Origin of the sequence: Coprococcus sp. AF38-1 (genome assembly GCF_003603945.1) — a bacterium.
Classification (GTDB): Bacteria; Bacillota; Clostridia; order Lachnospirales; family Lachnospiraceae; genus Coprococcus; species Coprococcus aceti.
Genome location: NZ_QVGO01000007.1, coordinates 1 through 26,101 on the forward strand (window position 1 = coordinate 1; position 26,101 = coordinate 26,101).

Annotated in this window: 19 protein-coding genes; 1 reads left to right on the forward strand and 18 read right to left on the reverse strand. The window is 45.6% G+C overall.

Features of this window, described 5'->3' with window-relative positions; all coding sequences use genetic code 11:
* Nucleotides 1-270: 270 nt before the first annotated feature.
* The 6 genes from radA to purM all read right to left on the reverse strand — a co-directional run bounded on the left by radA (nt 271) and on the right by purM (nt 7,908).
* Nucleotides 271-1,632, reverse strand: coding sequence for a DNA repair protein RadA (gene radA, locus DW025_RS11085; RefSeq protein ID WP_022216879.1), 1,362 nt, complete (start codon nt 1,630-1,632; stop codon nt 271-273).
* 23 nt (nt 1,633-1,655) lie between these two features.
* Nucleotides 1,656-2,072: a hypothetical protein gene (locus DW025_RS11090; protein WP_022216880.1), complete on the reverse strand. Its 417-nt coding sequence runs from the start codon at nt 2,070-2,072 to the stop codon at nt 1,656-1,658.
* Nucleotides 2,073-2,307: 235 nt separating this feature from the next.
* On the reverse strand, nt 2,308-4,791 hold the full coding sequence (locus tag DW025_RS11095; protein WP_118758335.1) for an ATP-dependent Clp protease ATP-binding subunit: 2,484 nt from the start codon (nt 4,789-4,791) through the stop codon (nt 2,308-2,310).
* A gap of 188 nt (nt 4,792-4,979) precedes the next feature.
* Nucleotides 4,980-6,251, reverse strand: a complete 1,272-nt coding sequence (purD, locus tag DW025_RS11100) for a phosphoribosylamine--glycine ligase (RefSeq protein WP_119999940.1) — start codon at nt 6,249-6,251, stop codon at nt 4,980-4,982.
* Between the two features lie 11 nt (nt 6,252-6,262).
* Nucleotides 6,263-6,889, reverse strand: coding sequence for a phosphoribosylglycinamide formyltransferase (purN, locus tag DW025_RS11105; protein WP_022216883.1), 627 nt, complete (start codon nt 6,887-6,889; stop codon nt 6,263-6,265).
* Nucleotides 6,883-7,908, reverse strand: coding sequence for a phosphoribosylformylglycinamidine cyclo-ligase (gene purM / locus DW025_RS11110; RefSeq protein ID WP_119999942.1), 1,026 nt, complete (start codon nt 7,906-7,908; stop codon nt 6,883-6,885). The genes purN and purM overlap by 7 nt, the downstream gene beginning before the upstream one ends.
* A 225-nt stretch (nt 7,909-8,133) precedes the next feature.
* On the opposite strand from purM, the gene DW025_RS11115 reads away from it, so the two are divergent.
* The gene (locus tag DW025_RS11115) at nt 8,134-10,443 is read left to right on the forward strand and encodes a diguanylate cyclase (protein WP_118018433.1); all 2,310 of its coding nucleotides are present in this window, start codon (nt 8,134-8,136) and stop codon (nt 10,441-10,443) included.
* A gap of 91 nt (nt 10,444-10,534) precedes the next feature.
* On the opposite strand, the gene DW025_RS11120 is transcribed toward DW025_RS11115, so the two are convergent.
* From DW025_RS11120 to DW025_RS11175, 12 genes are all read right to left on the reverse strand, one after another.
* On the reverse strand, nt 10,535-12,640 hold the full coding sequence (locus DW025_RS11120; protein WP_119999944.1) for an aminopeptidase: 2,106 nt from the start codon (nt 12,638-12,640) through the stop codon (nt 10,535-10,537).
* A gap of 12 nt (nt 12,641-12,652) precedes the next feature.
* Nucleotides 12,653-12,967, reverse strand: coding sequence for a hypothetical protein (locus tag DW025_RS11125; protein WP_015535076.1), 315 nt, complete (start codon nt 12,965-12,967; stop codon nt 12,653-12,655).
* Complete coding sequence (locus tag DW025_RS11130; RefSeq protein WP_119999946.1) at nt 12,954-13,418, reverse strand: VanZ family protein; 465 nt, start codon at nt 13,416-13,418, stop codon at nt 12,954-12,956. Before DW025_RS11130 ends, DW025_RS11125 begins: the two co-directional genes overlap by 14 nt.
* A 13-nt stretch (nt 13,419-13,431) precedes the next feature.
* Nucleotides 13,432-14,652 (reverse strand): bifunctional phosphopantothenoylcysteine decarboxylase/phosphopantothenate--cysteine ligase CoaBC, encoded by a 1,221-nt coding sequence (coaBC, locus tag DW025_RS11135; RefSeq protein ID WP_119999948.1) that lies wholly within the window; start codon nt 14,650-14,652, stop codon nt 13,432-13,434.
* Nucleotides 14,653-14,687: 35 nt separating this feature from the next.
* Nucleotides 14,688-15,533, reverse strand: coding sequence for a pantoate--beta-alanine ligase (panC, locus tag DW025_RS11140; RefSeq protein ID WP_015535078.1), 846 nt, complete (start codon nt 15,531-15,533; stop codon nt 14,688-14,690).
* Nucleotides 15,534-15,547: 14 nt separating this feature from the next.
* On the reverse strand, nt 15,548-16,375 hold the full coding sequence (panB, locus tag DW025_RS11145; protein ID WP_015535079.1) for a 3-methyl-2-oxobutanoate hydroxymethyltransferase: 828 nt from the start codon (nt 16,373-16,375) through the stop codon (nt 15,548-15,550).
* The gene (locus tag DW025_RS11150) at nt 16,302-17,267 is read right to left on the reverse strand and encodes a Rossmann-like and DUF2520 domain-containing protein (protein WP_119999950.1); all 966 of its coding nucleotides are present in this window, start codon (nt 17,265-17,267) and stop codon (nt 16,302-16,304) included. Before DW025_RS11150 ends, panB begins: the two co-directional genes overlap by 74 nt.
* Before the next feature lie 127 nt (nt 17,268-17,394).
* Nucleotides 17,395-17,886, reverse strand: coding sequence for a 5-(carboxyamino)imidazole ribonucleotide mutase (gene purE, locus DW025_RS11155; RefSeq protein ID WP_015535082.1), 492 nt, complete (start codon nt 17,884-17,886; stop codon nt 17,395-17,397).
* A gap of 72 nt (nt 17,887-17,958) precedes the next feature.
* Entirely contained in the window at nt 17,959-22,269 is a 4,311-nt protein-coding gene (locus DW025_RS11160; RefSeq protein ID WP_119999952.1) for a hybrid sensor histidine kinase/response regulator, read from the reverse strand.
* Nucleotides 22,270-22,295: 26 nt separating this feature from the next.
* Entirely contained in the window at nt 22,296-23,675 is a 1,380-nt protein-coding gene (locus tag DW025_RS11165) for an aminopeptidase (RefSeq protein ID WP_119999954.1), read from the reverse strand.
* A 15-nt stretch (nt 23,676-23,690) separates the two neighbouring features.
* Nucleotides 23,691-25,361: a hypothetical protein gene (locus DW025_RS11170; protein WP_119999955.1), complete on the reverse strand. Its 1,671-nt coding sequence runs from the start codon at nt 25,359-25,361 to the stop codon at nt 23,691-23,693.
* A complete protein-coding gene (locus DW025_RS11175) occupies nt 25,348-26,073 on the reverse strand; it encodes an ABC transporter ATP-binding protein (protein ID WP_022216895.1) in 726 nt (241 codons plus the stop codon). Before DW025_RS11175 ends, DW025_RS11170 begins: the two co-directional genes overlap by 14 nt.
* Between the last annotated feature and the right edge of the window lie 28 nt (nt 26,074-26,101).

The window sequence follows — 26,101 nt, forward strand, 5'->3', positions numbered from 1 at the left end:
CATCTTTTTTCAAGTCATTTCGTCAGCTCTTATGAACTGATTTCGTATCATAACCGGGTGATTATATAACGAATAAATGTCAAAATCTGATGCTTTATAGATGTTTCTGACACCGTCTCACGCGACAGCTTTTATAAGATACCACCATCATTTGGCAAAGTCAAGCACTTTTATTGAATTTTACACGAAATAATTTTGGCCACAATACCAAATGATACTGTGGCCATGCTCACCGCTATTATCGTGCTTTATATGATTGAATATTTTCTTCTATATATACTCCAGTGCCTGCTGTATATTTGCGACACCTACCACCTTCATGTCTCCAAGGTCTTTCATCTTCTTCACATTGTCCAGATTGGATCTCGGTATGATACAGGTCTTAAATCCCATCTTTGCGGCCTCGCGTACTCTCTGCTCAGCACCTGACACTCCACGCACTTCGCCTGAAAGTCCCATCTCTCCGAACATGACCATATCAGAAGGTATGGCACGGTTCTTGAAGCTTGATACAAGAGCAAATACTATTCCCAGATCTGCCGACGGATCATCAAGGCGCATACCTCCGGCTATATTCACATATGCATCACAGCCCGCCATAACTATGCCGCCTCTCTTCTCAAGGACAGCAAGCAAGAGATTTACCCTGTTGTAGTCGAGTCCCACACTTGTTCTTCTTGGCAAATTGAAGCTTGACTGGCACACCAGAGCCTGGATCTCAAGCAATATCGGTCTTGTTCCTTCCATTGTACATACTACTACAGACCCGGATGTGTCATCAGGTCTTCCATCCAGCATAAGCTGTGACGGATTCTTCACCTCTGCAAGTCCGGTTCCCTTCATCTCAAATACACCGATCTCATTTGTCGAGCCAAATCTGTTCTTTACTGCACGAAGGACTCTAAACCCGGCATTACGCTCGCCCTCGAAATAGAGAACTGTATCTACCATATGTTCAAGGGTTCTTGGGCCTGCCACGGTTCCCTCTTTGGTAACATGTCCTACTATGAATATGGCGATCCCTGTCTGCTTCGCCATCCTCATGAGTCTGGCTGTAACTTCCTTTACCTGGGATACACTTCCCGGTGCAGACTCCACGTCATCCGTAACTATGGTCTGTATGGAATCTATAACAATGACCTTTGGAGTGTCCTTCTTGACATACTCCTCCACATCCTCGAGATTGTTGACACAGAGAAGCAGCATATCCTTTGTAAAATTTCCGATACGCTCTGCCCTCATCTTTATCTGTGAAAGGGACTCCTCACCTGACACATAAAGTATCTTCTGTCCCATCTCTGACATATTCCTGCACATCTGCAGCAATATGGTGGATTTACCTATACCCGGATCTCCTCCCACCAGCACAAGGGATCCGCTCACTATCCCGCCGCCTAATACTCTGTTTAATTCGCCTATTCCTGTGGTAAAACGCGTCTCGTCGGTGGTCTCCACCTCCAAAATGCTTGTAGGCGCCACGACAGCCCTTCTACCGGACTGGCTCTTGGCGCCTACTGTCACTTTCTCCTCGCAAAATGAATTCCACGCTTTACAGCCGGGGCACTGCCCCATCCATTTTGTCGATTCGAATCCACATTCCTGGCAAAAAAACACCTGTTTTCCTTTTGCCATAAATATCTCCTGTGTATGCTATATTAGTCAAATGCTCTCTTAACATCAACCTTGACTGGTCTGCCCTCTTCAAGATCTACGCTTATGCTCATCTTGCCACCGAGGTTGGTCTTGTTCTTGCCGACATATACATCGTCTACGTGAACCTTGTACTCTGTCTCAGGCTCAAGCTCAAGTGTGATGGACGCATTCTCTGGTCCCTCAACTACAAATGTAACATCGTTCTCATCAGCCTTGAAACCATGTACTGCTGTTCCCGGTACTGACTCATATACGAACATTCCGTTCTTCTCAAGCTTTGTGATCTCGTTGAAAGTCTTTATCTTGTAGATATCTCCCTGGAACTCAAAACCGTCCTTCTTGGTCTTTGCTCCAAGCTCATAATTACCGAATTCCAATGACTCCCCCTGTGCATTTATCAATTCATTTACTACTGACATTGATCTTATCCTCCTGTTGTTTTTGTATGATCTGAACTCTATCGCAATAATATCCTGATATATATCAATAATCTCTGTATACTATCCGTTAGTGATTTTCATTATACAGTAATGCATCCTTTTTTTCTACAAAATTATGCATTTTCACCAATATTTCATATTAATTTCTACTGCTATTTTTCCGCACTTGGCACTACTGTATATCATGCTCACATCACAAATATCTAATCCGACATCATTCCTCTGTCTTTTGTTTCGCTGTAAGTGATATTTTCTCAGTGGTTTTTCCGTCGGCTTCCTTCTTTTTCTTCGTTGACACTGTGACTGTATCACCTTTTTTGACATCACCTCTAAGCATCGCCTCCGCAAGCACATCCTCCACATATGTCTGAATAGCCCTTTTGAGTGGTCTTGCTCCATACTTCTTGTCATAGCCTTTTCCAAAGATATATTTCTTTGCATGGTCGGTGAACTTAAGCTCAATATCCATCTGTGTCTGGACACGGTTCTTAAGTTCCTTTAACATAAGTCCGGTTATATCCTTTACATTTGCCTCGCTCAGGGCATGGAACACGATTATGTCGTCTATTCTGTTCAAAAACTCCGGCTTGAAGGTTCTCTTGAGCTCATCCATTACATTGCTCTTCATCTTCTCATGTTCCTTTGTCTCATCGCTTACCGTGACAAATCCAAGCTGCTTAGGGTCAACTATACCCTGTGCCCCTGTATTGGAGGTCATGATTATGATGGTGTTCTTGAAATCCACCTTTCTTCCCTGGGAATCCGTTATATGTCCGTCATCAAGTACCTGAAGGAGAATGTTGAACACATCGCTGTGAGCCTTCTCTATCTCGTCAAACAGCACAACAGAATACGGATTGGTCCTGACCTTCTCGCTGAGCTGTCCGCCCTCCTCAAAGCCTACATAACCCGGAGGTGAACCTATCATCTTGGACACGCTGTGCTTCTCCATGTACTCCGACATGTCAACTCTTATCAGGGCATCCTCACTTCCAAATACTATATCTGCAAGAGCCTTGGAAAGCTCTGTCTTACCGACACCTGTAGGTCCGAGGAACAGAAATGATCCCATCGGTCTCTTCGGATCCTTAAGTCCGACTCTGCTTCTCTTGATAGCACGTGATACGGCTGTAACAGCCTCCTCCTGGCCAACTACCCTCTTGTGAAGTTCACTCTCAAGGCGTTCAAGCTTCTTTGACTCCTTCTCCGTGAGCTTGCTCACAGGGATCTTGGTCCACACGGACACAACATCCGCAATATCGTTCTCCTGAACTGTGATATTTCTCCGGCTGGAAGACTGCTTTCTTGCATTCTTCTTTGCAATCTCCTTCTGTCTCGCGCTCACCTCTGCCGCCGCCTCTATATTGCCAGCCATGAGTGCCTTCTCCAGATCGTCGTTGAGCGTTGTAAGCTCAGCCTCCACAGCCTTTTTCTTCTCATAATTATGTCTGTCCGATGAGAATCCGAGCCTCTTTCTGGAGCATGCCTCATCCATAAGATCTATGGCTTTGTCCGGCAGGAATCTGTCTGTTATATATCTGATGGACAGATCCACCGCAGCTTCAACCGCATCATCGCTTATATCGACATTGTGATGCTGCTCATAGCATGGTCTGAGTCCCTTGAGTATCTCCACTGCCTCATCCCTTGTAGGCTCATCCACGTACACCGGCTGGAATCTTCTCTCAAGGGCCGCATCCTTCTCTATATACTTCCGATATTCGTTCAGAGTCGTAGCACCTATCATCTGGATCTCCCCGCGTGACAGGGACGGCTTCAGTATATTGGACGCATCTATTGCACCCTCGGCACCGCCTGCCCCTATGAGTGTGTGAAGCTCATCCACAAACAATATGATATTGCCATCCGATATGACCTCTCCGATAACCTTCTTTATCCTGTCCTCAAACTCTCCTCTGTACTTGGAACCGGCAACCATGCTTGAAAGGTCAAGTGAAAGGAGCCTTTTACCCTTTACAGTATCCGGCACTTCATCGTGGGCTATGAGATATGCTATGCCCTCCACAACAGCAGTCTTTCCAACACCCGGCTCTCCGACCATACATGGATTGTTCTTCATTCGTCTGCTGAGTATCTGCATGACTCTCTCTATCTCTTTTGTACGTCCGATGACCGGATCCATATTGCCCATCCGTGCTTCCTGTGTCAGATCTCTGGAATACTGATCCAGTGTAGGTGTGGATGTCTTGCTCTTATTTCTCGACTTTTTCAGTGCTGCATATTCTCTCTTTGCCGTATTCGCATCGCTTCCACAGGCCAGAAGTATGTCTGTGTACACCTTTTGGATATTTACATTCTCTGATGCCATAAGCTTTACAGCTACACAGTCTGTCTCCTTTATAAGTGCCAGAAGGATATGCTCTGTTCCCACCTCCTGGGAATTGAGTCTTCTCGCCTCATACTGTGAGTCATCGAGAATCCTTCTTGCGCTCATCGTATATTTGTCTCTCTCCCCTGTGACTACTCCACCGGGTTCCAATGTATACTTCAACGCATCTATGATCTTAACTATATCCAGACCATTCTCGTTCAGAATACTGTACGCTGTTGTATCTGCTACAGATGCCAGTGCAACGATAAAATGCTCGCTTCCGACAAAATTCTGTCCAAGCTTCCTCGCCACCCTGTTTGCCTCTTTTATAACTATGTCAGATTCTTTGCTGTACGGTAATTTCATTCAGTCCACCTCAAATCTAAATAATCTAGGATTTTATGCGCTTCATTATAGCATATGTCGTCGTGCGTAAGCGCGATGACCTACGCACGCATCAGCGTGCTTCATTATAGCATATATATTACAGGAATACAAAAGAGGTTTTGAGACAAATTCTCTCAAAACCTCTTCCGTAAATATATATCTATAGATTACTGCTCGTCTATAGCCTTACCTATATCATGTCTCATGTACTTGTTGTCAAATGTGATCCACTCTGTCGCAGCATATGCATTCGCACGAGCCTCGAAAAGATCCTTGCCCTTTGCTGTAACACCGAGTACACGGCCGCCATTTGTCACGATCTGATCACCGTCAAACTTTGTGCCGGCATGGAATACAAAGTAGTCATCCTTGCCGTCAAACTTCTCAAGTCCATGTATAGGATAGCCCTTCTCATATGATACAGGGTATCCGTCTGATGCAAGAACTACGCACACTGCCGCATTGTCCTCAAACTGAAGATCAACTTTATCAAGTGTTCCGTCGATACATGCCTCCATGACATCGATAATATCATTCTTCATACGAGGAAGAACTACCTGAGCCTCAGGATCGCCAAATCTTGCATTGTACTCGAGAACCTTAACACCATTTGGTGTCATCATGAGTCCGCAGAACAGAACTCCCTTGAACTCTCTGCCCTCTGCCTTCATGGCAGCCATGGTTGGCTTGTAGATGTTCTCCATGCAATACTCGTCTATCTCTTTTGTATAGAAAGGACTTGGGGAGAATGTTCCCATTCCGCCTGTGTTGAGTCCCTGATCTCCATCCTTTGCTCTCTTGTGATCCTGTGCTGAAGTCATAGGCTTGATCGTTGTTCCATCACAGAAGCAAAGGACTGATACCTCACGTCCTGTCATGAACTCCTCTATTACCATGGTATTTCCGGCTGAACCAAAGTGCTTGTCAAGCATGATCTCCTTGACGCCTGCCTTTGCCTCCTCAAGGTCATTACATATGAGAACACCCTTACCGAGTGCAAGTCCGTCAGCCTTTAAAACTATAGGGAATGTGGCTGTCTCAAGGTACTTGAGCGCTGAATCGGCATCTGTAAAGTTCTCATAAGCCGCTGTAGGTATGCCATACTTCTTCATGAGATCCTTGGAGAACGCCTTTGAGCCCTCTATGATTGCTGCATTTGCACGAGGTCCGAATGCTCTGATACCGGCTGTCTCAAATGCATCGACCGCACCTGCAACAAGCGGATCATCCGGCGCAACAACAACCAGATCGACTGCCTTATCCTTTGCAAATGCAACCAGCTTGTCAAAATCCATCACACCTATATCAACGCACTCTGCAAGTGCTGCGATACCTGCGTTGCCAGGTGCACAATATATCTTGGATACTTTATCACTCTTTGAAATACTTGTAACTATAGCATGCTCTCTTCCGCCGCTTCCTACTACCAATACTTTCATGGATATTCCTCCTAATCTTCTACAACTGCAATTCCATCTTCAACATGTACTTTGCCATGGGCGATCTTGTCTATAACCGCAGGCAGAAGCTTCCACTCAGCCTGTTCCATCACACGCTGCTGCAGAGCTTTCGGTGTATCACCATTCTGTACTGCAACTGCCTTCTGCATGATGATCGGACCTGTGTCAGTGCCTTTATCTACAAAATGGACCGTAGCTCCCACTACCTTGACACCTCTTGCAAGGGCTGCCTCATGGACTTTAAGTCCATAGTAGCCTGTTCCGCAGAATGCCGGTATGAGTGATGGGTGTATGTTGACTATCTTATTCGGATATGCATCTATCACTATCTCAGGTATGACCACAAGATATCCTGCGAGAACTATAAGATCCGCTCCGGTCTCCTGAAGCTTTGCGAGGAGTGCCTCGTTGAATCGAGCTCTGTCCGCGTAATCCTTAGGGCTTACGACCTCCGCTGCTATTCCCACCTTCTTCGCCCTCTCAAGAGCAAATGCATTCTTATTGTTGCTTATGACCGCAACTATCTCCGTATCTGTTATGACTTTATTATCTATGGCATCTATGATGGCCTGAAGATTGGTTCCGCCGCCTGATACCAGAACTGCAACCTTTAGCATAAGTCTACTCCCTTTTCACCAGCTACAACTGTACCGAGAACAAATGCCTTGTCGCCGGCAGCTTCTATAGCTGCAATAGTCTTATCTGCGTCTGCAGGGTCTATAGCAAGACACATACCAACTCCCATGTTGTATGTGTTGTACATCATATGCTCATCTATATCGCCTTTCTTTGCGAGAAGCTTGAATATAGCCGGTACCTCATATGAATCCTTCTTAACCTGAGCACGAACTCCGTCTGGAAGCATTCTTGGGATATTCTCATAGAATCCACCACCTGTGATGTGACTACATCCCTTGATCGTAATGCCTGCATCCTTCACTGACTTGAGAGCCTTTACATAGATTCTTGTAGGCTCAATAAGTGCCTCACCGAGTGTCTTGCCAAGCTCGTCGTAATATGTATCAAGAGATTCCTTTGTCATCTCGAAAACCTTTCTTACAAGTGAGAAACCGTTGCTGTGCACTCCACTTGAAGCGATACCTATAAGTGTATCTCCAGGCTTAATGCTCTCTCCTGTAATAAGATCCTTCTTCTCAACAACACCTACTGCAAATCCTGCAAGGTCGTACTCATCCTCAGGCATAAGTCCCGGATGTTCTGCTGTCTCACCACCTACGAGGGCAGCTCCTGACTGGTTGCATCCCTCTGCAACGCCGCTTACTATAGTTGCAATCTTCTCAGGATAGTTCTTGCCACATGCTATATAGTCAAGGAAGAAAAGTGGCTCTCCACCAGAGCATGCGATATCATTCACACACATTGCCACTGCGTCGATTCCGATGGTGTCATGCTTATCCATAATATAAGCGAGCTGAACCTTTGTTCCACATCCATCTGTTCCTGACAGAAGTATAGGCTCTTCCATATTCTTGATCTTAGCGAGACTGAAAGCTCCTGCGAATCCACCAATTCCGCCAAGTACCTCGGGTCTCATGGTTGTCTTGATATGCTTCTTCATAAGCTCCACAGACTTGTATCCAGCTTCAATATCTACTCCGGCATTCTTGTAATCCAATTTCTTATCCTCCTGTTATCTGTTTTGTACAAGGCGCACCGGCACCTTTTCAAATATTCCAATAAATTATAGATTATATCGAATACTTTGTAAAGATTGAGATGATTACAAATTGATAATGTGGTGAACGTGTGGTATAATCACAATATATTGTGATTATAGCTATCCGCAATATATAACAGTCGATTATACTACAGCAAAAGCAGTTACTAAAGGAGCACCCGCATGACCAACAACAGATTGAACATCGGTATTTTTACGTGTCATATTGATAACGATTACGCAACAGAGGTTTGCAAAGGAGCTGAATACGCAGCAAAGGAACTTGACTGCAATCTCATCGTATTTCCGGGCATGTTTCTGAATGCCTCCTTTTATGATCCTGCCAATCAACTGTATGATTACCAGTATAATTCGATTTTCTACTATGCACATCCTGAGTGTCTGGACGCACTTATCATCTCCGTCGGAGCTATATCATCTCTGTTATCGGAGAAGGACATGAATTCTTTCCTTTCCCATTTTGATGGAATACCTATCCTCACACTGGAGGAGAAGCTTCCGGGATATCCATGCATCAGAACAGACAATTCAAGAGGAATGAGGGATGCCATAGAACATCTCATAAAAGAACACAAGAGAAAGCATATATGCTTTGTTGCCGGCAAGGATGACAACACCGACAGCAATCTCAGGCTCAAGATATACAGAGAGGTTCTCTCTGAGAACGGACTCAGCGTTGAGGACCGCATGATAATACACGGCGACTTCGCAGAATACTGTCAGGAGGAGACTGCACAGCTTCTGGATGTCAACCCGGATGCCGATGCCATCGTATTTGCAAATGATCGCATGGCAATAGGCGGTTATGCAGAACTCAAGTCCAGAGGAATACGCATAGGAGAAACCATGTCGGTCATCGGTTTTGACGATTCACCATCTTCCGTCAACATGGATCCCCCCCTCACCACAGTCAATATCAATTCCTGTGAACTCGGTTTCCGTGCAGTGTATGCGGCGGTGAGACTTGCCCAGACCGGCAACATGAAATCCGAGACTCTGGATTCCAGACTTATAAACAGACTGTCCTGTTGCTGTCACCTGTGCACAGAGAGTGACCTGATAGATGCCGGCAGACATTTACTGGATCTTGACATACCGGACATCATCGATATTCTCGACGGACGACTCTTCGGAGAGATCGCAGATTCTTTCTTTGCCTCCAAGGTCATGTCCGCATACAACAGGATACTCATTGATATAGTATCCGTGATCAAGAGCGACATTGATACGGAGTATCCACAGAACAAGATCATCGACGAACTCAAATGTATTCTTGAATCTGACCTGACCGATTTTTATTCTGTCCAGAAAACAGCATACATGTTCCGTGAACTGGCTTCCATCTTCTCAAGCTGTAAATTGTCTGCAGCCAAGAGTCTCCAGTTCAACAGACTTAACACGACCATAACCAACACCATATCACTCTTCATCTCGAATCAGCTTTACAACACGATATACGAGAACAAGATGATGGGCTGGTCATCAATATACATAACCCGTGACACCCTGACATACGGCGAGGATCTTGGCAAGACATACACATCCATCCTCCACAAGCTTCAGGGGCTGAATTACGAAGGAGCTTACATCTACACCTACGACGATCCTGTGCGCATCACAGACACGGGAAGCTGGATTGTTCCAAAGTCAGTCTTCCTTCAGGCTTTCTTCAACCCGAACAATTGTCAGGTGCTTTTCGGAGAGTCCAGAAGGGTTCCTTCTGTAGAGATTTTTGACAACGAATATACATACTATGACAAGCGTTTTACATCCGTCATAGTTCCTATATTTACAAACGAGGATCACCACGGAGTGTTCATATGCAACACAGATGTGGCTCACTTCAGTTCCATATATTCCACCAGCCTACAGCTTGGTGCAGCACTGAAATATATGTCGCTGCTCCGTGAGCAGAACATCACGCAGGAACAGCTCAGGATGTCTCTGAACGAGATTCACGAGAAGAACGAGCTTCTGAACCACCTGTCGACATCAGATGAGCTGACGGGTATATATAACAGACGTGGATTTATGGAGCGGGTTGAATACTATATCAACATTCCGTCAAACTGTGGAATGAAGGCCATACTTCTCTTCGCTGATATGGATTCACTGAAAGTTGTAAATGACAAATTTGGACACAAGGACGGTGACTTCGCCCTCAAGAACATCGCGAACATCCTGTCCCAGAGCTTTGGTCCACATGATGTCATCGGTAGAATAGGCGGCGATGAGTTCGTATGCTTTGCATTTATAGACGACTCCGATTACGTCACCGAAGTGCAGCGCAAGATCAAGGATTTCTCAGCCGAGCTGAACGCAACCTGTGGCAAGCCATACTTCATAGAGATGAGCGTTGGTGTTACTGAATTTGTCTGTGATGGAGAACAGACCATCGAGGATCTACTCTCACAGGCAGACACGGCACTTTACTCAAACAAGAGATACAAGAGAATGTCCATACTGAAGTAATCTTCAGTACCAGAACAGAGATATATACATAAAGAGAGACAGATATTTATTTCGACTGAAATAGATATCTGTCTCTTTTTGTCCTATAGGTCTACTTTGCATGATCCAGCGCTTCATTGAGCTTCTCTGTTCCCGGCAGGACAAATCTGCCCTTCTCGATGATCGGAACTTCAGTTCCATCCGGATGAACGGAATATATTCCTCCTATCTCATCGTAAGGTATTGTTATGTCTGTATGGCAGTTGAAATACGCCTTTGACACATCTGTTTTTCTCAGAATAGAACACTCATTGTCCTTTGCCACGATCTCCTTGCCATCAGGATTGTGGAGCACATTTTCCTCACTCCAGCTATAGCATGTATCTCCCACAGCAAAATGCGGCCCCATCTTCTCAACTATGAGGATAGGCAGTTTATACACTATGTCATATTTGTTTGCCATGACGTATGCTGTCGTATTTGTTCCTATTGCAAACTCTCCTATAGGAAGTGTATCCCTTCCGCCCAGAAGATTCTCCTTTATATACGCCTTGTTCTTCTCCGTATCCGGATAGTTGTCACATGTATAGTCCGCTATTTTTCCATCCTCAAATATAAGCTTGAGATTCACATATTTCAGGCCGTCCAGGAATACTTCACTTACGTTTAATATTCCGTGGGTTCCGGTGAGCTTCGGTGAAGTGAACACCTCTCCAACAGGTATATTCACATCGGCTACGCAGTTCTCAAAGTTGGTCTCCTTCGATGGATCTGTCATCTCGTGCATCATAACGGTCATATCAGTCACATTTGCTCCCTGACCGACAACCCTCACGTGTTCAGCCTTATCAAGCTCATCTATCATACTCTGATGGATCGCCCTGAACAGATCATTATCCAGTGTGTTGATCCTGACAGTATCCCTGAATATATCTCTGTATCTATCTCCGATCTCCGGCACAGGGTATGCTATTATAGTGAAGCTGCACTGATCCTGGGCTATATATTCATTTACGATCTGTGAACTCATTGTGCGGTATGAGATCACAGCCTCCTGCTGTTTCTTGTCGAGCACAGGATTCAGTTCACTGTTCTCCGGCTCAAACGGGTTCTCGCCGAACACCTCGACCACCGCAGGGCCCGCATATACTGAAGCCTCATAGGCCATATTCTTGTATGCCTGTCTGAGCACCTCCAGCTTTCTCTCCATGAGCTTCTTGTCCATGAAGAGTGCCTCATCCATCCTGTGATCGTACTCGAGCTGTCTGTTAGGAACGCTTGACGAATAACCTATCCTGTGTATAAGTCTCCTGTTGATCCTGTTTGCCGCATATCGGTAGCATATCGGCCTCAGACCCATCTGCTCAAACTGCAGTATCGCGCCTCTTATCATCCTCTCCTGTCCAAGGAAATATCGGATATTTACAGTTTTCTTCTTCGAGAGATCTATTCCGGCAGCCTCGAATCCCAGTCTGTAGCCCTCGGTGAATGTTCTTGCCATGGCCTCTATCTCTGAATCCGGCAGGGTACTCATGAAAATCGCCGTGTCGATCTCATTTTTTCCAACATACTCTCCATATCTGTACAGATACGTGACATCGCCCAAATCGCTGTTCATAATGATATCCGTCGCAAATGTGAGATCAGGGTCAAGCTGCTCTCTTATCCTGTACGTGATCCAAAACTCGGCATAATCGTTCTCAAAATAATACACAGCGGATTCCAGATCCTTCACGGAAAAATCATCCTGAAACATGAAATATATCTGGACAAACAGCTCCGCAAACAAAGTTATGTCAACCACTCTGCCCTCAAATGCGTACACTGTCATTCCTCTTATCTCGTTGTACACAAATCCCAGAAGCTGGGCGATGCGCTTTATCTCCTCTTTGTCACGGGTGTAATCCTTTGAAAACTCACCCATGATATATCTGTAATTTGCATAGCTTCTATTGTAGTTGTCTCCCAGTATGTCATTGTACAGCCCATGGTTCATCGCCTGAAGCTGATCAAGGCTCCTGTCTGGCAGTGCATCATTTTTTACCAGTTCCAGAACATCTCCTATTCTAGCTATAAATCCGGCAACATGACTGAAATAATCTCTGTACGGCTCCTTTACCAGTGATTCATGGATTATCTGTCTCACACGTTCCATGATAAGCTCATAGCGCTCTTCTATATCATCATATTCTTCTGTAAGATTCTTATAATAATTCATCGCATGCCCTTTCTATAATCCCATCAATAAAAATATAACAGACGCTCCAAGAACTATAACATTAAGTATGATCGCCATCTTCTTGTTTGTTATACCTCCGTTGTCCGCCCTGTAGCCTATGGCCGAGAATACCAGGCCTGTAAATGCCATCAGCATCGCGCTGACCATGAGGACTCCGTACACCCTCTGTACCTTTCCCTGGGTGAGTATGGATTTTATGATGGATATGACCACAAACACTCCGCCAAATCCGCCCAGAAAGTATCCAATTATGGTGTCCGTCGGCAGACCCGGTGTCGAAACTTTGAATTCCTTACTTCTTTGCATGATATCTCCTGATAAGTTTTGCTGTAACGTAATATATACAATATCCTATGACTCCACCAAGCGTATTCATGATGATGTCATCGATGTCGAACACACCCAGTTTGGTTATGTACTGCACCGTCTCTATGGCAAGTGTAAATCCCAGAGAGTACAGCAGAGCCTGTACAAATGTCGTGTTCTTATTTCTCGCCCATCTGAGCAGCATACCAAACGGTATAAATGCGATTATATTGCCATAGAGATTCAGAAATACACTCATTGGCGACATCTGATCACCGTATGTGATAAATCGCTGTATTTCCTGCAGAGGGTGAAGATTGTATCTGCGTTCATCATATCCCCCTCTGCCAAACATATCGCTGAAAATAAGAAAGTAAACGATACAGATTATATAAAGCACAAACAACGCAGAGCACACAGCCCTGAGTTTTTTTCTATCTATCTGCTTCAAAATATTACTCCTGTCAGGACAGGTCTGCAGCTTTACGCATCTCCATTATTCTGTCAAGAAGCATGTCTGCACACTCTTCCTTTGACATCATCGGAAGTTCACTGATACTGTCCCTTGTAATGAGAGTGAGAACATTGGTGTCAACACCAAATCCCGCCCCTGCGACCTTTAAATTATTTGCCGCAATAAGATCTATATGCTTTGAATCTATCTTCTTCCTTGAATTCTCTATGAGATCCCTCGTCTCCATGGAGAATCCGCAGATGATCTGATCCTGTATCCCCTTTTCAATTCTCTGATTTCCAAGTGCAAGCAGAATATCCTTCGTTCTCGAAAGCTTGATGCTCATGTCTCCGTCAGCCTTCTTGATCTTGTGTTCTGCCACCTCTGCAGGCCTGTAATCAGCCACCGCAGCAGCCTTGATGATCACGTCCTGCTCTGTACTTCTGTCCATGACAGCCTCGTACATATCCTGAGCCGATGTTATGTCAACCACATTGACAAATCTCGGCGGTTCTATCTCCACCTTGCCTGTGACCAGGGTGACGTCCGCCCCTCTGAGCATGGCCTGTCTGGCAATGGCATATCCCATCTTGCCTGTGGAGTGATTCGTTATATATCTGACCGGGTCTATGGCCTCACGGGTAGGGCCTGCCGTAACCAGAAGTCTCACCCCGGCCATATCCTTTTCTTTCGCTATGGCCTTAAGGATATAATCCTGAAGAACCTCCGCATCAGGGAGCTTGCCCTTGCCTGTGTCTCCACATGCAAGGTATCCAGTTGCGGATTCCACTATCTTATATCCATATGACTCAAGCTTCTTTATATTGTCCTGTACTATAGGATTCTCTATCATTCCGGTATTCATGGCCGGTGCTATGATCTTAGGACATTTTGCCGGCATGATCGTTGTGCTGAGCATATCGTCTGCTATTCCCCCCGCTATCTTGCCGATTATATTGGCCGACGCAGGTGCCACCATGAACACATCCGCCCTCTTTGCCAGTGCTACGTGCTCCACGTTGAACTGGAAATTCCTGTCAAATGTATCGACCAGGCATTTGTTGCCTGTGAGCGTCTCAAATGTGATCGGATTGATAAAGTTTGTTGCGTTCTCCGTCATGATGACATGCACATCCGCATGCTTTTTCACCAGCATACTTGCCAGATTGGCTATCTTATATGCCGCAATGCTTCCTGTGACTCCGAGAACTACTGTCTTTCCTTTTAACATACTGTGTATTTTATCCTTTCTTCAAAGGCTGTATTCTATAACTCAGCTATAAAGTTGTCAATCAGTCTCGCCTTGCCGAACTTGACTGCCATTGCACAGAGTACATGTCCTTCTGCCTTCTCTATGGACTGCATGGTATCCATGTTGACCATCTCTACATAGTCGATAGTTGCAAGCGGTTCAGCAGAGATGAGCTTCTTCATCTCACCAACGATCTTCGCTGCGTCTCTCTCTCCGTCAGCTATCATGTCCTGACCAAGCTTTACGGCCTTGCTGAGAACTACTGCAGCCTTTCTCTCCTCTGGTGTGAGGTAGATGTTTCTTGAGCTCTTTGCCAGTCCGTCCGCCTCTCTTATGATTGGACAGCCGACTATCTCTATATCAAAGTTCAGATCCTTGACCATTCTCATGATGATGGCAAGCTGCTGGGCATCCTTCTGTCCAAAGTATGCTCTGTCAGGTGTAACTATATTGAAGAGCTTTCCTACAACTGTACATACACCCTTGAAATGTATTGGACGTGTAAGTCCGCAGAGTGCATTTGGAAGTCCTGTCATATTGATGAATGACACGAAGCCGTCTGCGTACATCTCCTCAGGCTCCGGATTGAATATGATGTCTGCACCTGTGCTCTCACAGAGCTTTGCATCAGCCTCAAGATCTCTTGGATAGCTCTCAAGATCCTCGTTTGGTCCAAACTGTATAGGATTTACAAATACGCTTACAACTGTTCTGTCGTTCTGCTCCACTGACTTCTTGATAAGACTCTGATGTCCCTCGTGAAGATAACCCATTGTAGGAACAAGACCAACTGTAAGCCCCTGCTTCTTCCACTCTTTAACCTGCGCTCTTACCTCATCTATCTTCTTTAAAATTACCATGATCATTTTCTCCTTTAGTATAACTTCTCTATTACTTCATCGTCTATCTTGTATGTGTGCTCAGGGCCCGGGAATGTTCCGGCATTTATCTCATCGATATAAGCCTTAACCGCACCTCTCATAACATCGCCCACATTTGCAAACTGCTTTACGAACTTTGGAACAAAGTCTGAATACATGCCAAACATATCCTGATTTACAAGCACCTGTCCATCGCAGTAACGGCCTGCGCCTATTCCTATGGTAGGGATGCTTACTGTCTCTGTGACTATCTTCGCAAGCTTCTCCGGTACGCACTCCATTACGAGCATGAATGCGCCTGCCTCCTCAACAGCCTTTGCATCCTCTATGAGCTTCTTGGCTGCAGCCTCTGTCTTGCCCTGCACCTTGAATCCGCCAAATGCGTTGATGGACTGTGGTGTGAGTCCAAGATGTGCACATACAGGTATGCTCGCCTTGACTATGGCGCTTATCTGCGGACACATGTCCTGACCGCCCTCAAGCTTCACCGCTCCGGCACGTCCTTCCTTCATGATCCTTCCGGCATTGACAACCGCGTCATACACGCTTGTCTGATAGGACATAAATGGCATATCTGTGATAACAAGAGCATTCTTTGCGCCCCTTGCCACCGCTGCACTGTGATGTATCATATCATCAACAGTTACAGAGATCGTGTCCTCATATCCGAGGATAGTGTTGCCCAGGGAATCTCCAACAAGAATAGTGTTGACTCCTGACTCATCCACGATCTTCGCCATGGTGTAATCATACGCTGTGATCATGGATATCTTCTTGTCCGTTCCCTTCATCTGCCTGAGTGTTGCCGTCGTGTTCTTCATAATTAAATTCTCCTATTCCGTTCAGTAGACGTATCAAACCGCTATAATCTCTGTCCGGGTGCTTTCTCTCTGCCACCGGCACAAGACATCTGGACACCGCAGCATATGCGCTCCGTTCATCTCCGCTCAATGCATTCAGATGCTTTCTCACAGTTTCTGTATCGCATCTCTCAACAGGCCCTGTCAGGCTGTCAACCGGTCCCCTGTCAGCCGCAGCTTTCGCATTGCCGAGGAACAAAGGCACTATAGCCCTCTGTGCCTCCTCCGCCGAGAAGCCGCACTGTGTCAGAAGCTCCTGTGAAACCGCCAGCAGCCCTGTTACCAGATTGCTTGCAAACACCGCAGCGCCGTGATACTTCACCTTGTCGGTACCATCAATGCGCACACAGCTATTGCCGAGGGCTCTTATGACAGAACATACCTTATCGACATGTCTGTCATCTCCCTCAACTGTAAAAAATGAATTGTCCAGTTCTTTATAGGATTCGTACTTTGAACTTATTGCATACATAGGATGAATCGAATAACCAAAGGCTCCCGCCTCTGTTATACCTGAGAAAATATCTGATGTCATCGCCCCACTGGCGTGACAAATGATCCTGCCACGAATGTCAAGATCCTTTATACTCTTCCACACCTCTCCTATCTGTCCGTCAGGAACAGTGAGAAAAATAATTTCACTATACTCACACAGCTGCTCCAGGCTGTCGTACACACAGGTCTCGGTAAACTCTGCTGCAAGCTCCGCACTCTGTCTGCTGGCGCTAAAATATCCACCAACATCCAGGCACAATGCTCCATCCGTTTTCTCTCTGACAAGCTCTCTCTTCTCTGCGATATACCTGCCAAATGTGAATCCGACTTTTCCAGCTCCAATAAATCCAATCCTCATACAATCACCTGCTTAAATCTGTTGTCAGTATCCGTGTATGCGCTTCCTGTGGAAGCATGATTCAGGTACAGCTTCTTTCGAATACCATCCATCCAACATACTAACATTCCACTTTTTAATTGTAAAGTTAGTACTTAAACTTTTCTATTACTTCTTCGTTAGCTTTCATGGCAGCCTTTTCCATGTCTCTACGCTCATCCTGAAGCTTTAATCTGACTGCCTCGTTGTTGACACCGATTATCTGAAGGGCAAGATATGCAGCATTCTTGCTTCCGTTTATCGCAACTGTTGCAACAGGGATTCCTGAAGGCATCTGAACGATAGAAAGAAGTGCATCCATTCCATCAAGAGTTGCGCCTGAGAGAGGTACTCCAATAACAGGGAGAACTGTCTGTGATGCCACAACTCCAGGGAGTGCTGCCGCCATTCCTGCAGCCGCGATTATGACCTCTGTTCCGTTATTGTTAGCTTCCTCGATGAATTCTGAAAGTCCTGCGTGTGCTCTGTGTGCTGAAAGGCATCTCACATCGACCTCCACACCGTAATTCTTAAGAATTGATACTGCCGGCTCAACCTTTGGCAGATCACTTGTTGATCCCATGATAATTGCTACTCTCATTTTTCATTTCCTCTTTTCTTGTTTATTTATATTGCAGCGCAGGCTTATTTTGCCTGCGCACTTTATATAATGTTAGATACTGTTGAGATACTGGTCTATCATCTCACTGGAGGTCTGGTAATCTCCGGTTCCCACATACTCCTTAAGTGCAGTGAAGAACTCTGTGTCTATATCTCCGTAGGAGTACCTGTCAATATCACGTATAAGGCCCTCCACAGGTTCGCGGTCCCCCGCTCTCAAGAATGCCCTGAGCTCCTTGAGCTTGCTCTTGTTTATTCCATCCCGGACTTCCTTCTCAGCAGGCTCCTCCCCATGATTTATCTTTGACATGTACTTGTCTATCTGCTTGAAGAAGTCGTTCATCATAGCTATAAAATCGCGGGTATTATCGCGGGCATACTGCTGGTTTCCGATATTTATCGCAGACTCCAGGTTGGCCGCCTTGCGCTCGATTCCGTAAGCCCCGATATTTGCACTGCTGCTCTTGATGTCATGGATTATATTTTTGTACTTTCTCACATCGTCGTCTATATATTTTCTGAGCTGCTGTACCTCTTCCCGGTACTCATCCCTGTAATTTCTGACAAATGTGTTAAAGGTTCTGAAGCTTCCACCCATGGCTTTGACGGAATCTTCCACGGACACAAATCTTCCAAGCAGGACTGCATCCTCCATATAGTTGATGTCATCATCGGACTGGGAAAGCTCTGTGTCTCTCTCCTTTATCTTGTCCTCCGATATATAAGTCCTCAGCATGGATTCTGCCTGATCGAGCTCTATCGGCTTAACTATGACATCGTTGAAGCCCGATGTGAGTATCTCCTCTCTGGATGTCTCGACCGTGTTGGCGGACAGCGCAATGATAGGCATCTTCTTGTACTCCTCACCGTCAAGATTTCTCATCTCCCTGACGGTATCCAGTCCATCCATGACAGGCATAACGGTGTCGATAAATACCATATCGTAATTCTCCACCATGACCTTATCAAGTGCATCAAATCCCGATGTGGCTGTGTCGCACGCCAGACCATATGTATCAAATATGGTCTTCTCCACCTGTAATGCAAGCTCTGAGTCGTCCACTATAAGTATGCGGGCATCCGGCAGCCACAGATGTGAATTGGCATTTCTTCTCGCCATCTCCTTGCGCTTTCTCTCATTGTAGTTGACATAACTATAATCAAACACTGACTGCTTGATGCTGAAGCGTATGGTCGTTCCTGCGCCATATATGCTCTCTGCGCTGATGCTTCCATCCAGCATACGCACAAGCTCCTTGGCTATGGCAAGGCCAAGACTGACTCTGAACATTCCTATATCTGATCTCTCATAGGAATCATCCAGCTCAAACAATGTTCCAAGTCTCTCTTCCTTAACTCCAAGTCCTGTATCCGATATCTTGAAGTCCAGATATATCTCATCGTGATCCCTGTCAAATATTCGGGATATCTCAGTCTCCGGTTCCTCTATGAGCTCCGAGAATTCACTGACTGTGTAATCCTCGGCCTCCGCCTCATCTACATCCTCGTCAGCTCTTCTGGCTATACGCCAGTCAATGTCTATGCTTATATAGCCCTCTTTTGTAGTATTTGCGGACCATGCAAATATGTTCTCAAGAATCTCTCTCACCGCCGTCATATCTCCTATGAGTCCGTTCGGTATCTTGTCCTCAATGCTGACCTTGAGATCGATGAGATCACTGTTCACCATGGACTTGAATTCGTCGGAGAGCTCATCTATGAGATCCGAGGCAAAATACTGCTTGTACTCCGGCTCTATGATGTCGTCCTTGAGGTTTGAAAGCTTCGATATTCCATCGGACATATCGAGTATCTCTCTTCCCGCAGCATACATGGCACCGTACTGTGCATACTCATCACTCTGGGTATCCTGACAGTTTCTCATGGCAAGCTCTGAGATGGCGATTATGTTATTGAGTGGAGTCCTTATCTCATGATTAAGATAGTTTACATAATCATTCTTTGCCTGATTGGACTTCTCCGCCTCCTCACTCTTCTTGCTGAGCTCTTCCACCTGCTCGTTCTGTCTTCTGAGAAGCTTGAAGATACTTCTCGCAACAGCTATTCCCACTAAGATAAGAAGAACTATAAATATCACAAGGAGCATCTTTGCCAGATTCGTCTCGAAAAAACCAAGTTCCTTGTCTATGACAAATGTAAGCGGCTGTTCACACTCCACGCCGTCCGCATTTTTTGCAGTTAACATAAAACGGTAAGTACCTCCCTCAAGATTGGTGTACTCGACCTCCATCTTGTCAGTTCCCGTGAGCGTTCTCTTCTCGCTCTCAAAGCCCTCAAGGTAATACTCCACTGATATGTCAGCACGGTTTACATAACTAAGGACTGAGAACTTGATAGTTATTCTGTTGGTGTTCTTCGGCACATCTATCTGTCCGTCCAGATCTGAGAACTGAGGCTCAGTTCCATCCACCTCTATGGAGGCAATACGAACCCTAGGAGCTACCTCGTTCACATACTCTGAATTGAGATTTATCCTGCACAGACCTTCATCGCAGCACACATACACAACGCCTGTCTTTGACACATAGTTGGTTGATTTCTCTGTTATGTTGGATATTATTCCGTCGTTCTTCGTAAAGCTTATATATTCAGGTGATGCATTGCTCAGTATATCCTTCTCATAATATCTGTATAAACCTCTGGAACCAAACATCCACAGGTATCCCTGATCGTCCATTATGAGATCGTATATACTGTTGGTGTTATCCACGGTGGTGACCTGTCTGATGGTTCCCTCCTGATAATACAGACCGTTGTCCGTTCCTATCCACAAACCGCTACTTCCGCGGACCATACTTGACACAACGCTCATCTTCTGGGTATCATCCAGCTTCATCTTGCCGACAGTATAATCCGTGTCAACTATAAACACGCCAGCGCCGTTGGAACCGGCATACAGCTCGCCGGTCTCGTCTGCGTACAGGCTGATTATGTCAGGGTTATCAAGTCCATCCAGTCTCGATATGCTCTTTACGACATCATCGCCCTCTATCACAGATATACCGTTCTCTGTTCCAACCGCCACCGTTCCCGGCTTTATCTCAGTTATACAGTTCACGGCATTGCTTATGAGTGATGACTCTCCACGGCTGTAGCTCTTGTACTGCCAGTTTCGGCCCACCTTTATTACACCATATATCTTATATGTAGCTATCCACAGATGATCGTCCGAATCCACATACAGATCTCGTATACTTATACCGCTGAGCTTTGATACGAGCTCATTGTCCGCACTCATCACAAGCTTGCCATTTGAATCTACGATATACAGACCTTCATCAGTTCCTATAAACGTGTTGCCATTGTAGCTCGTCACACAGTTCACGATGGAGCTGTCTATGCCGTACTTCATGGTGACATTCTGGAACTTGCTCCTCTCCAACTGAAGAATACCTTTTCTGTATGACGTAAACCAGTAATTGCCCTCAAAGTCTATGATCATATCGCTCATCGACTCGTTAAAGCTCAGTCCCCCGATGGCTGTCACATTACCCTTTGATGAGATATATCCAACACCGTCATCGGCAAGCGCCCAGATGTTGTCGCCATCCGAATATATCTTGTTGATTCCGTGAAGGCTGCCCGTGTTGATGATCTCATTCTTGCCGTCTGTTCCTATCTTAAGGATGCTGTATCCGGCGGATCCATAATATCTGTTGCCATTCTCGTCAACATACAGTGAGTTTATATCGTCGACCCTGTACTCTGACTTGTTGGTTATGGAGACATGTCTTTCAGGATCAACGGTTATCAAAATATCATTATTGGCTATTGCATACACATAGTCCCCATGTCCTGATATATTTCCCACGCTGAGTCCTGACACGACATCATCAGCCAGAGCTTCCGCACCGTCAGATGACAGACGAAATATTCCCGACGAGGCCGCTATCCACAGATTCTTGTTATCGTCCTCGTACATGGCGTTGATGGTTGACACACCCAGATTGTACATCTCGGAAACTCTCTGAAAGGTTCCGTTATCATACATGTAGAGTCCATAGTTGTCCGTTCCAACATACAGCTTCTCATCACTTGTGAGATAAATGCAGTTGATCGAATATTTCGTGGCATCCTCGTCACCGTCCAGTGAGAACAGTGTAAATTCACTTCCGTCATACCTGTAAAGTCCGTTGTCCGTACCTATCCATATGTATCCACTCACAGACTGGCACACACAATTTGCCTCTCCACTGTCAAACCCATCGGTATCGGAGAATGTCCTCTGGTTATAATTTGATGTAAAATCCTCATCTGCAAACACACTAAGCCGTGGCCACATCACTGTCGCCACGGCAAGTATTATCACGTATATGATAAGTTTCTTTTGATGATCTCTCATTTTTTCCTCCGAAGATATGTCCGCTCCTACGCCTCTTTGAGGAATGCAACATATCCTTTCTTGGTCTCATATATATCTGCCTTAGATGTCACTTCCCATGGTGCATGCATGTTGAGTACAGCCACGCCACAGTCTATTACCTCCATACCATACAGTGAAAGTATATATGCGATGGTTCCGCCGCCACCGACATCTACCTTGCCGAGCTCGGCTGTCTGGTATGTGATCTCCGCATCATCCATGATCTTTCTTATAGCCGCCATGTATTCTGCATTTGCGTCATTTGATCCTGACTTTCCTCTTGATCCTGTGAACTTGTTAAATACCATTCCCTCACCGAAGATAGCCGCATTCTTCTTGTCAAATGCTGACTCAAATGTAGGATCAAAGCCCGCAGATACATCCGATGACAGCATCCTTGACGATGCAAGACATCTTCTGAGTGAGATCTCTGAGAAGCCACCCATGGCGTTCATGATCTCAGCTACAGTATTCTCGAAGAAGTGTGACTGCATTCCTGTTGCTCCAACACTTCCTATCTCCTCCTTGTCAGTGAGCAGACAGCAGGTCGTCTTCTCCGGATTGTCAGCCTCAAGCATGGCGACAAGGGATGTGTATGCACACACTCTGTCGTCCTGGCCATATGCCATGATCATACTCTCGTCTATACCGCAGTTCCTTGCCTTTCCTGCAGGAACGATCTCGAGCTCTGCTGATAGGAAATCCTCCTCCTTCATATCGTACTTCTTCTCAAGTAGCGCAAGTACAGCTTCCTTTACAGCCTCCTTCTCCTTGCCCTCAAGCGGTCTGCTTGCAAACAGTATGTCAAGCTGCTCTCCCTCTATCACTGAATCCGCTCTCTTCTTGAGCTGCTCCTGAGAGAGATGTATGAGAAGATCTGTAACACAGAATACCGGATCATTCTTGTCCTCTCCTATGTTCACTGTCATAACGTCACCATTTGTCTTTGCAACAACACCGTGTATGGCAAGTGGGAGTGTTACCCACTGATACTTCTTGATTCCGCCGTAATAGTGAGTGTCGAGATATGCAAATCCGCCCTTCTCATAAAGCGGATTCTGCTTCACATCCATTCGAGGGGAATCAATGTGTGCACCGAGTATGTTCATGCCCTTCTCAAGCTTCTTCTTTCCTATATTGAACATGGCGACCGTCTTGTTCATCCACACGGCATACACTTTATCTCCAGCTGCAAGGCTCTCCTTGTTCTTAATGATCTTCTTCAGATCTCTGTAGCCGTGATCCTCTGCCTGTCTGACGATCTCTTTAACGCATTCTCTCTCTGTCTTGCCATTGTCAAGGAATTCCCTGTAGTCCTTACACAGGCTCTCCAGCTCCTTTATCTCATCCTTCTTGTATTTGTTCCACGCATTTTTCTGTGCCATTTTCATTGCCTCCTGTTAATAACTGTACACATCAGTGTCTATATTCCACGCACTCCTGCGCATAGTAATACTGCGCAGGATAACGAGTATAGCTCCCATTATTATAAAGAAAATAATATATACTGCATATGACGGGATCATTGTAAACTTGAAAACAAGATATCCTGCCACACACAAAACAATTGCTATAACAATTGCAATAGCCATATTAAAGAATGCATTCAGATTGCCTCTGAGCGCACCGTATTCATCCTCCCAGTCAAGCTTCGGATGTGTTGAATCGAGAAGCACACCTGTGTATGTGCAAATGCCCGAGCCGAGGATTCCCAGCACAACATAATACACACTGTCTATAACACTACACTCCATATATATACAGAGGATAACCGTGGTAACCGCGATCGTCACTCCGCTGAACAGCATGCTAACCCAGACCTTTGCGCGGATCTGGAGATCATATGTCATCGGGATGTGCTTTATAAATGATATATGGCTTCCCTCTCTGGTGAACGCCGTGGATGCGATACTGTTCATCGCTGTTGCAAAGAATGCCAAGGCGATGACCGCAACCAGCATGACCATGTCAGCCAGGAAAAGCCCTCTTCCAAATGTGTCTCTGAATGCCCTGATCGAATCCGCAGTTGCAGGTATATTGAACAATGCCACAACGAGTATCGGCCATATCAGGTTGACCACAACGCAATACTTCCTGTATGCCGGAGTCCTCACCAGTGTCTTTATCTCCTTTGCCATATATGATCTGAACGGTGTCTTTATGGCAAAGTCCTGCAGCCCGACAACTTCCTTCTGGCGGCGTCCTGACCTTCCGGTGGATGACACAAGGTATACGCCCCTGAGGTACAGCAGATTTCCAAGGAAAAACAGAAGTGCCACACAGCCAGCGTTCACAAGCACAAAGAGCAACATATACACGATGCTGTTACTGCCCAATGCCTTCAGGAACAGCGGAACCGTGAAAAATATATTGTTCATTACCTTTATGAATATATTGTCACCATTTTTAAGGCTGTCTATGTAATTATTTATATTCACAGAGTCCATCTGTGCAAATGACCATATGAAAAGGCCTGCAAACACTACAACCGCAAGTCCCACCATGAAGTCCACATTTCTGAGCAGTTTGAGTCTGCTGAAAAACGCCATGACTATCAGTGCAAATATACCACAGTACACCAGCGGCAGAACCGGAAGTAAAAATACGCCAAGTAATGAGGTTATCACGGATACCGGCTTTATCTCTGCGGCTACAAAGTAACCGATAAATCCACAGAAGAGAACCATAAACTCCATGACGCTCTCGGCAAAATATGCGTGTGTAAACTTGGCGGCCACAAGCTCTGCCGGTTTCACAGGCAGCGGCAGTAAATGATCAAGATCAGATGAAAAATAAAGCAGATTGAATATGACCATTATACTGAATATAACGCCGAACACCGACATGAGCTGGATAACGAGGTTGAGTCCCTCTGTACAGCCTCCCGCCTCCATGAGTGCGGCAGTCATTATGTAAACTATAAATCCCACAACGATACAGCACGGGATCATGATACAGCACATGGCGATGATTCCCATGACCTTATATGCCTTTGCCTTGTCCCCGTGCTCCGGCATCTCCATATCATTATTCCTGCTTATCATACTGAGCAATATCCTAAAATTCTTCATGCGTCATCTCCACAAATATCTCTTCAAGAGATTTGTTCCTGTGCTGTGTCTCAAGCTCATCCAGAGTTCCCTGGTATATATCCTTTCCCTTTCTTATCATGATTATCTTGTCGCAGAGCTTCTCTGCAACCTCGAGAACATGTGTTGAAAAGAATACACAGTTTCCTGCGTCGGCATGTTCACGCATCATCTTCTTGAGCTCATATGCCGCATTCGGATCAAGTCCCGTCATAGGCTCGTCGAGTATCCATACAGGTGGATTGTGCACAAGCGCAGCTATGACCATCATCTTCTGGCGCATACCGTGGGAATAGCTGACCATCTGTCTGTTCAGGCTGTCCTCCATACCAAAGCGTTCAGCCATCTGCTCTATCCTCTGCTTTCTCTCGGTGGTCGATACTCCATATATATCAGCGATGAAATTGACATACTCAAGTCCCGTAAGTCTGAGAAATATATCAGGATTGTCGGCTATATAACCCATGGACTGCTTGGCCTCCATCGGCTTTTCTCTCATATCGAAACCATTTATCTTTACTCTGCCCTCCGTCGGCATAAGTATACCTGTCAGCATCTTGATGGTAGTTGTCTTACCCGCACCATTCTGTCCAACAAATCCTACTATCTCACCCTTGTGTATATGGAAACTGAGATCATCAACTGATACAATGTCTCCGCCATACACCTTCTTAAGATTCTCCGCTATTATCATGCGCATGTCCTTTCATCACTATATCGTT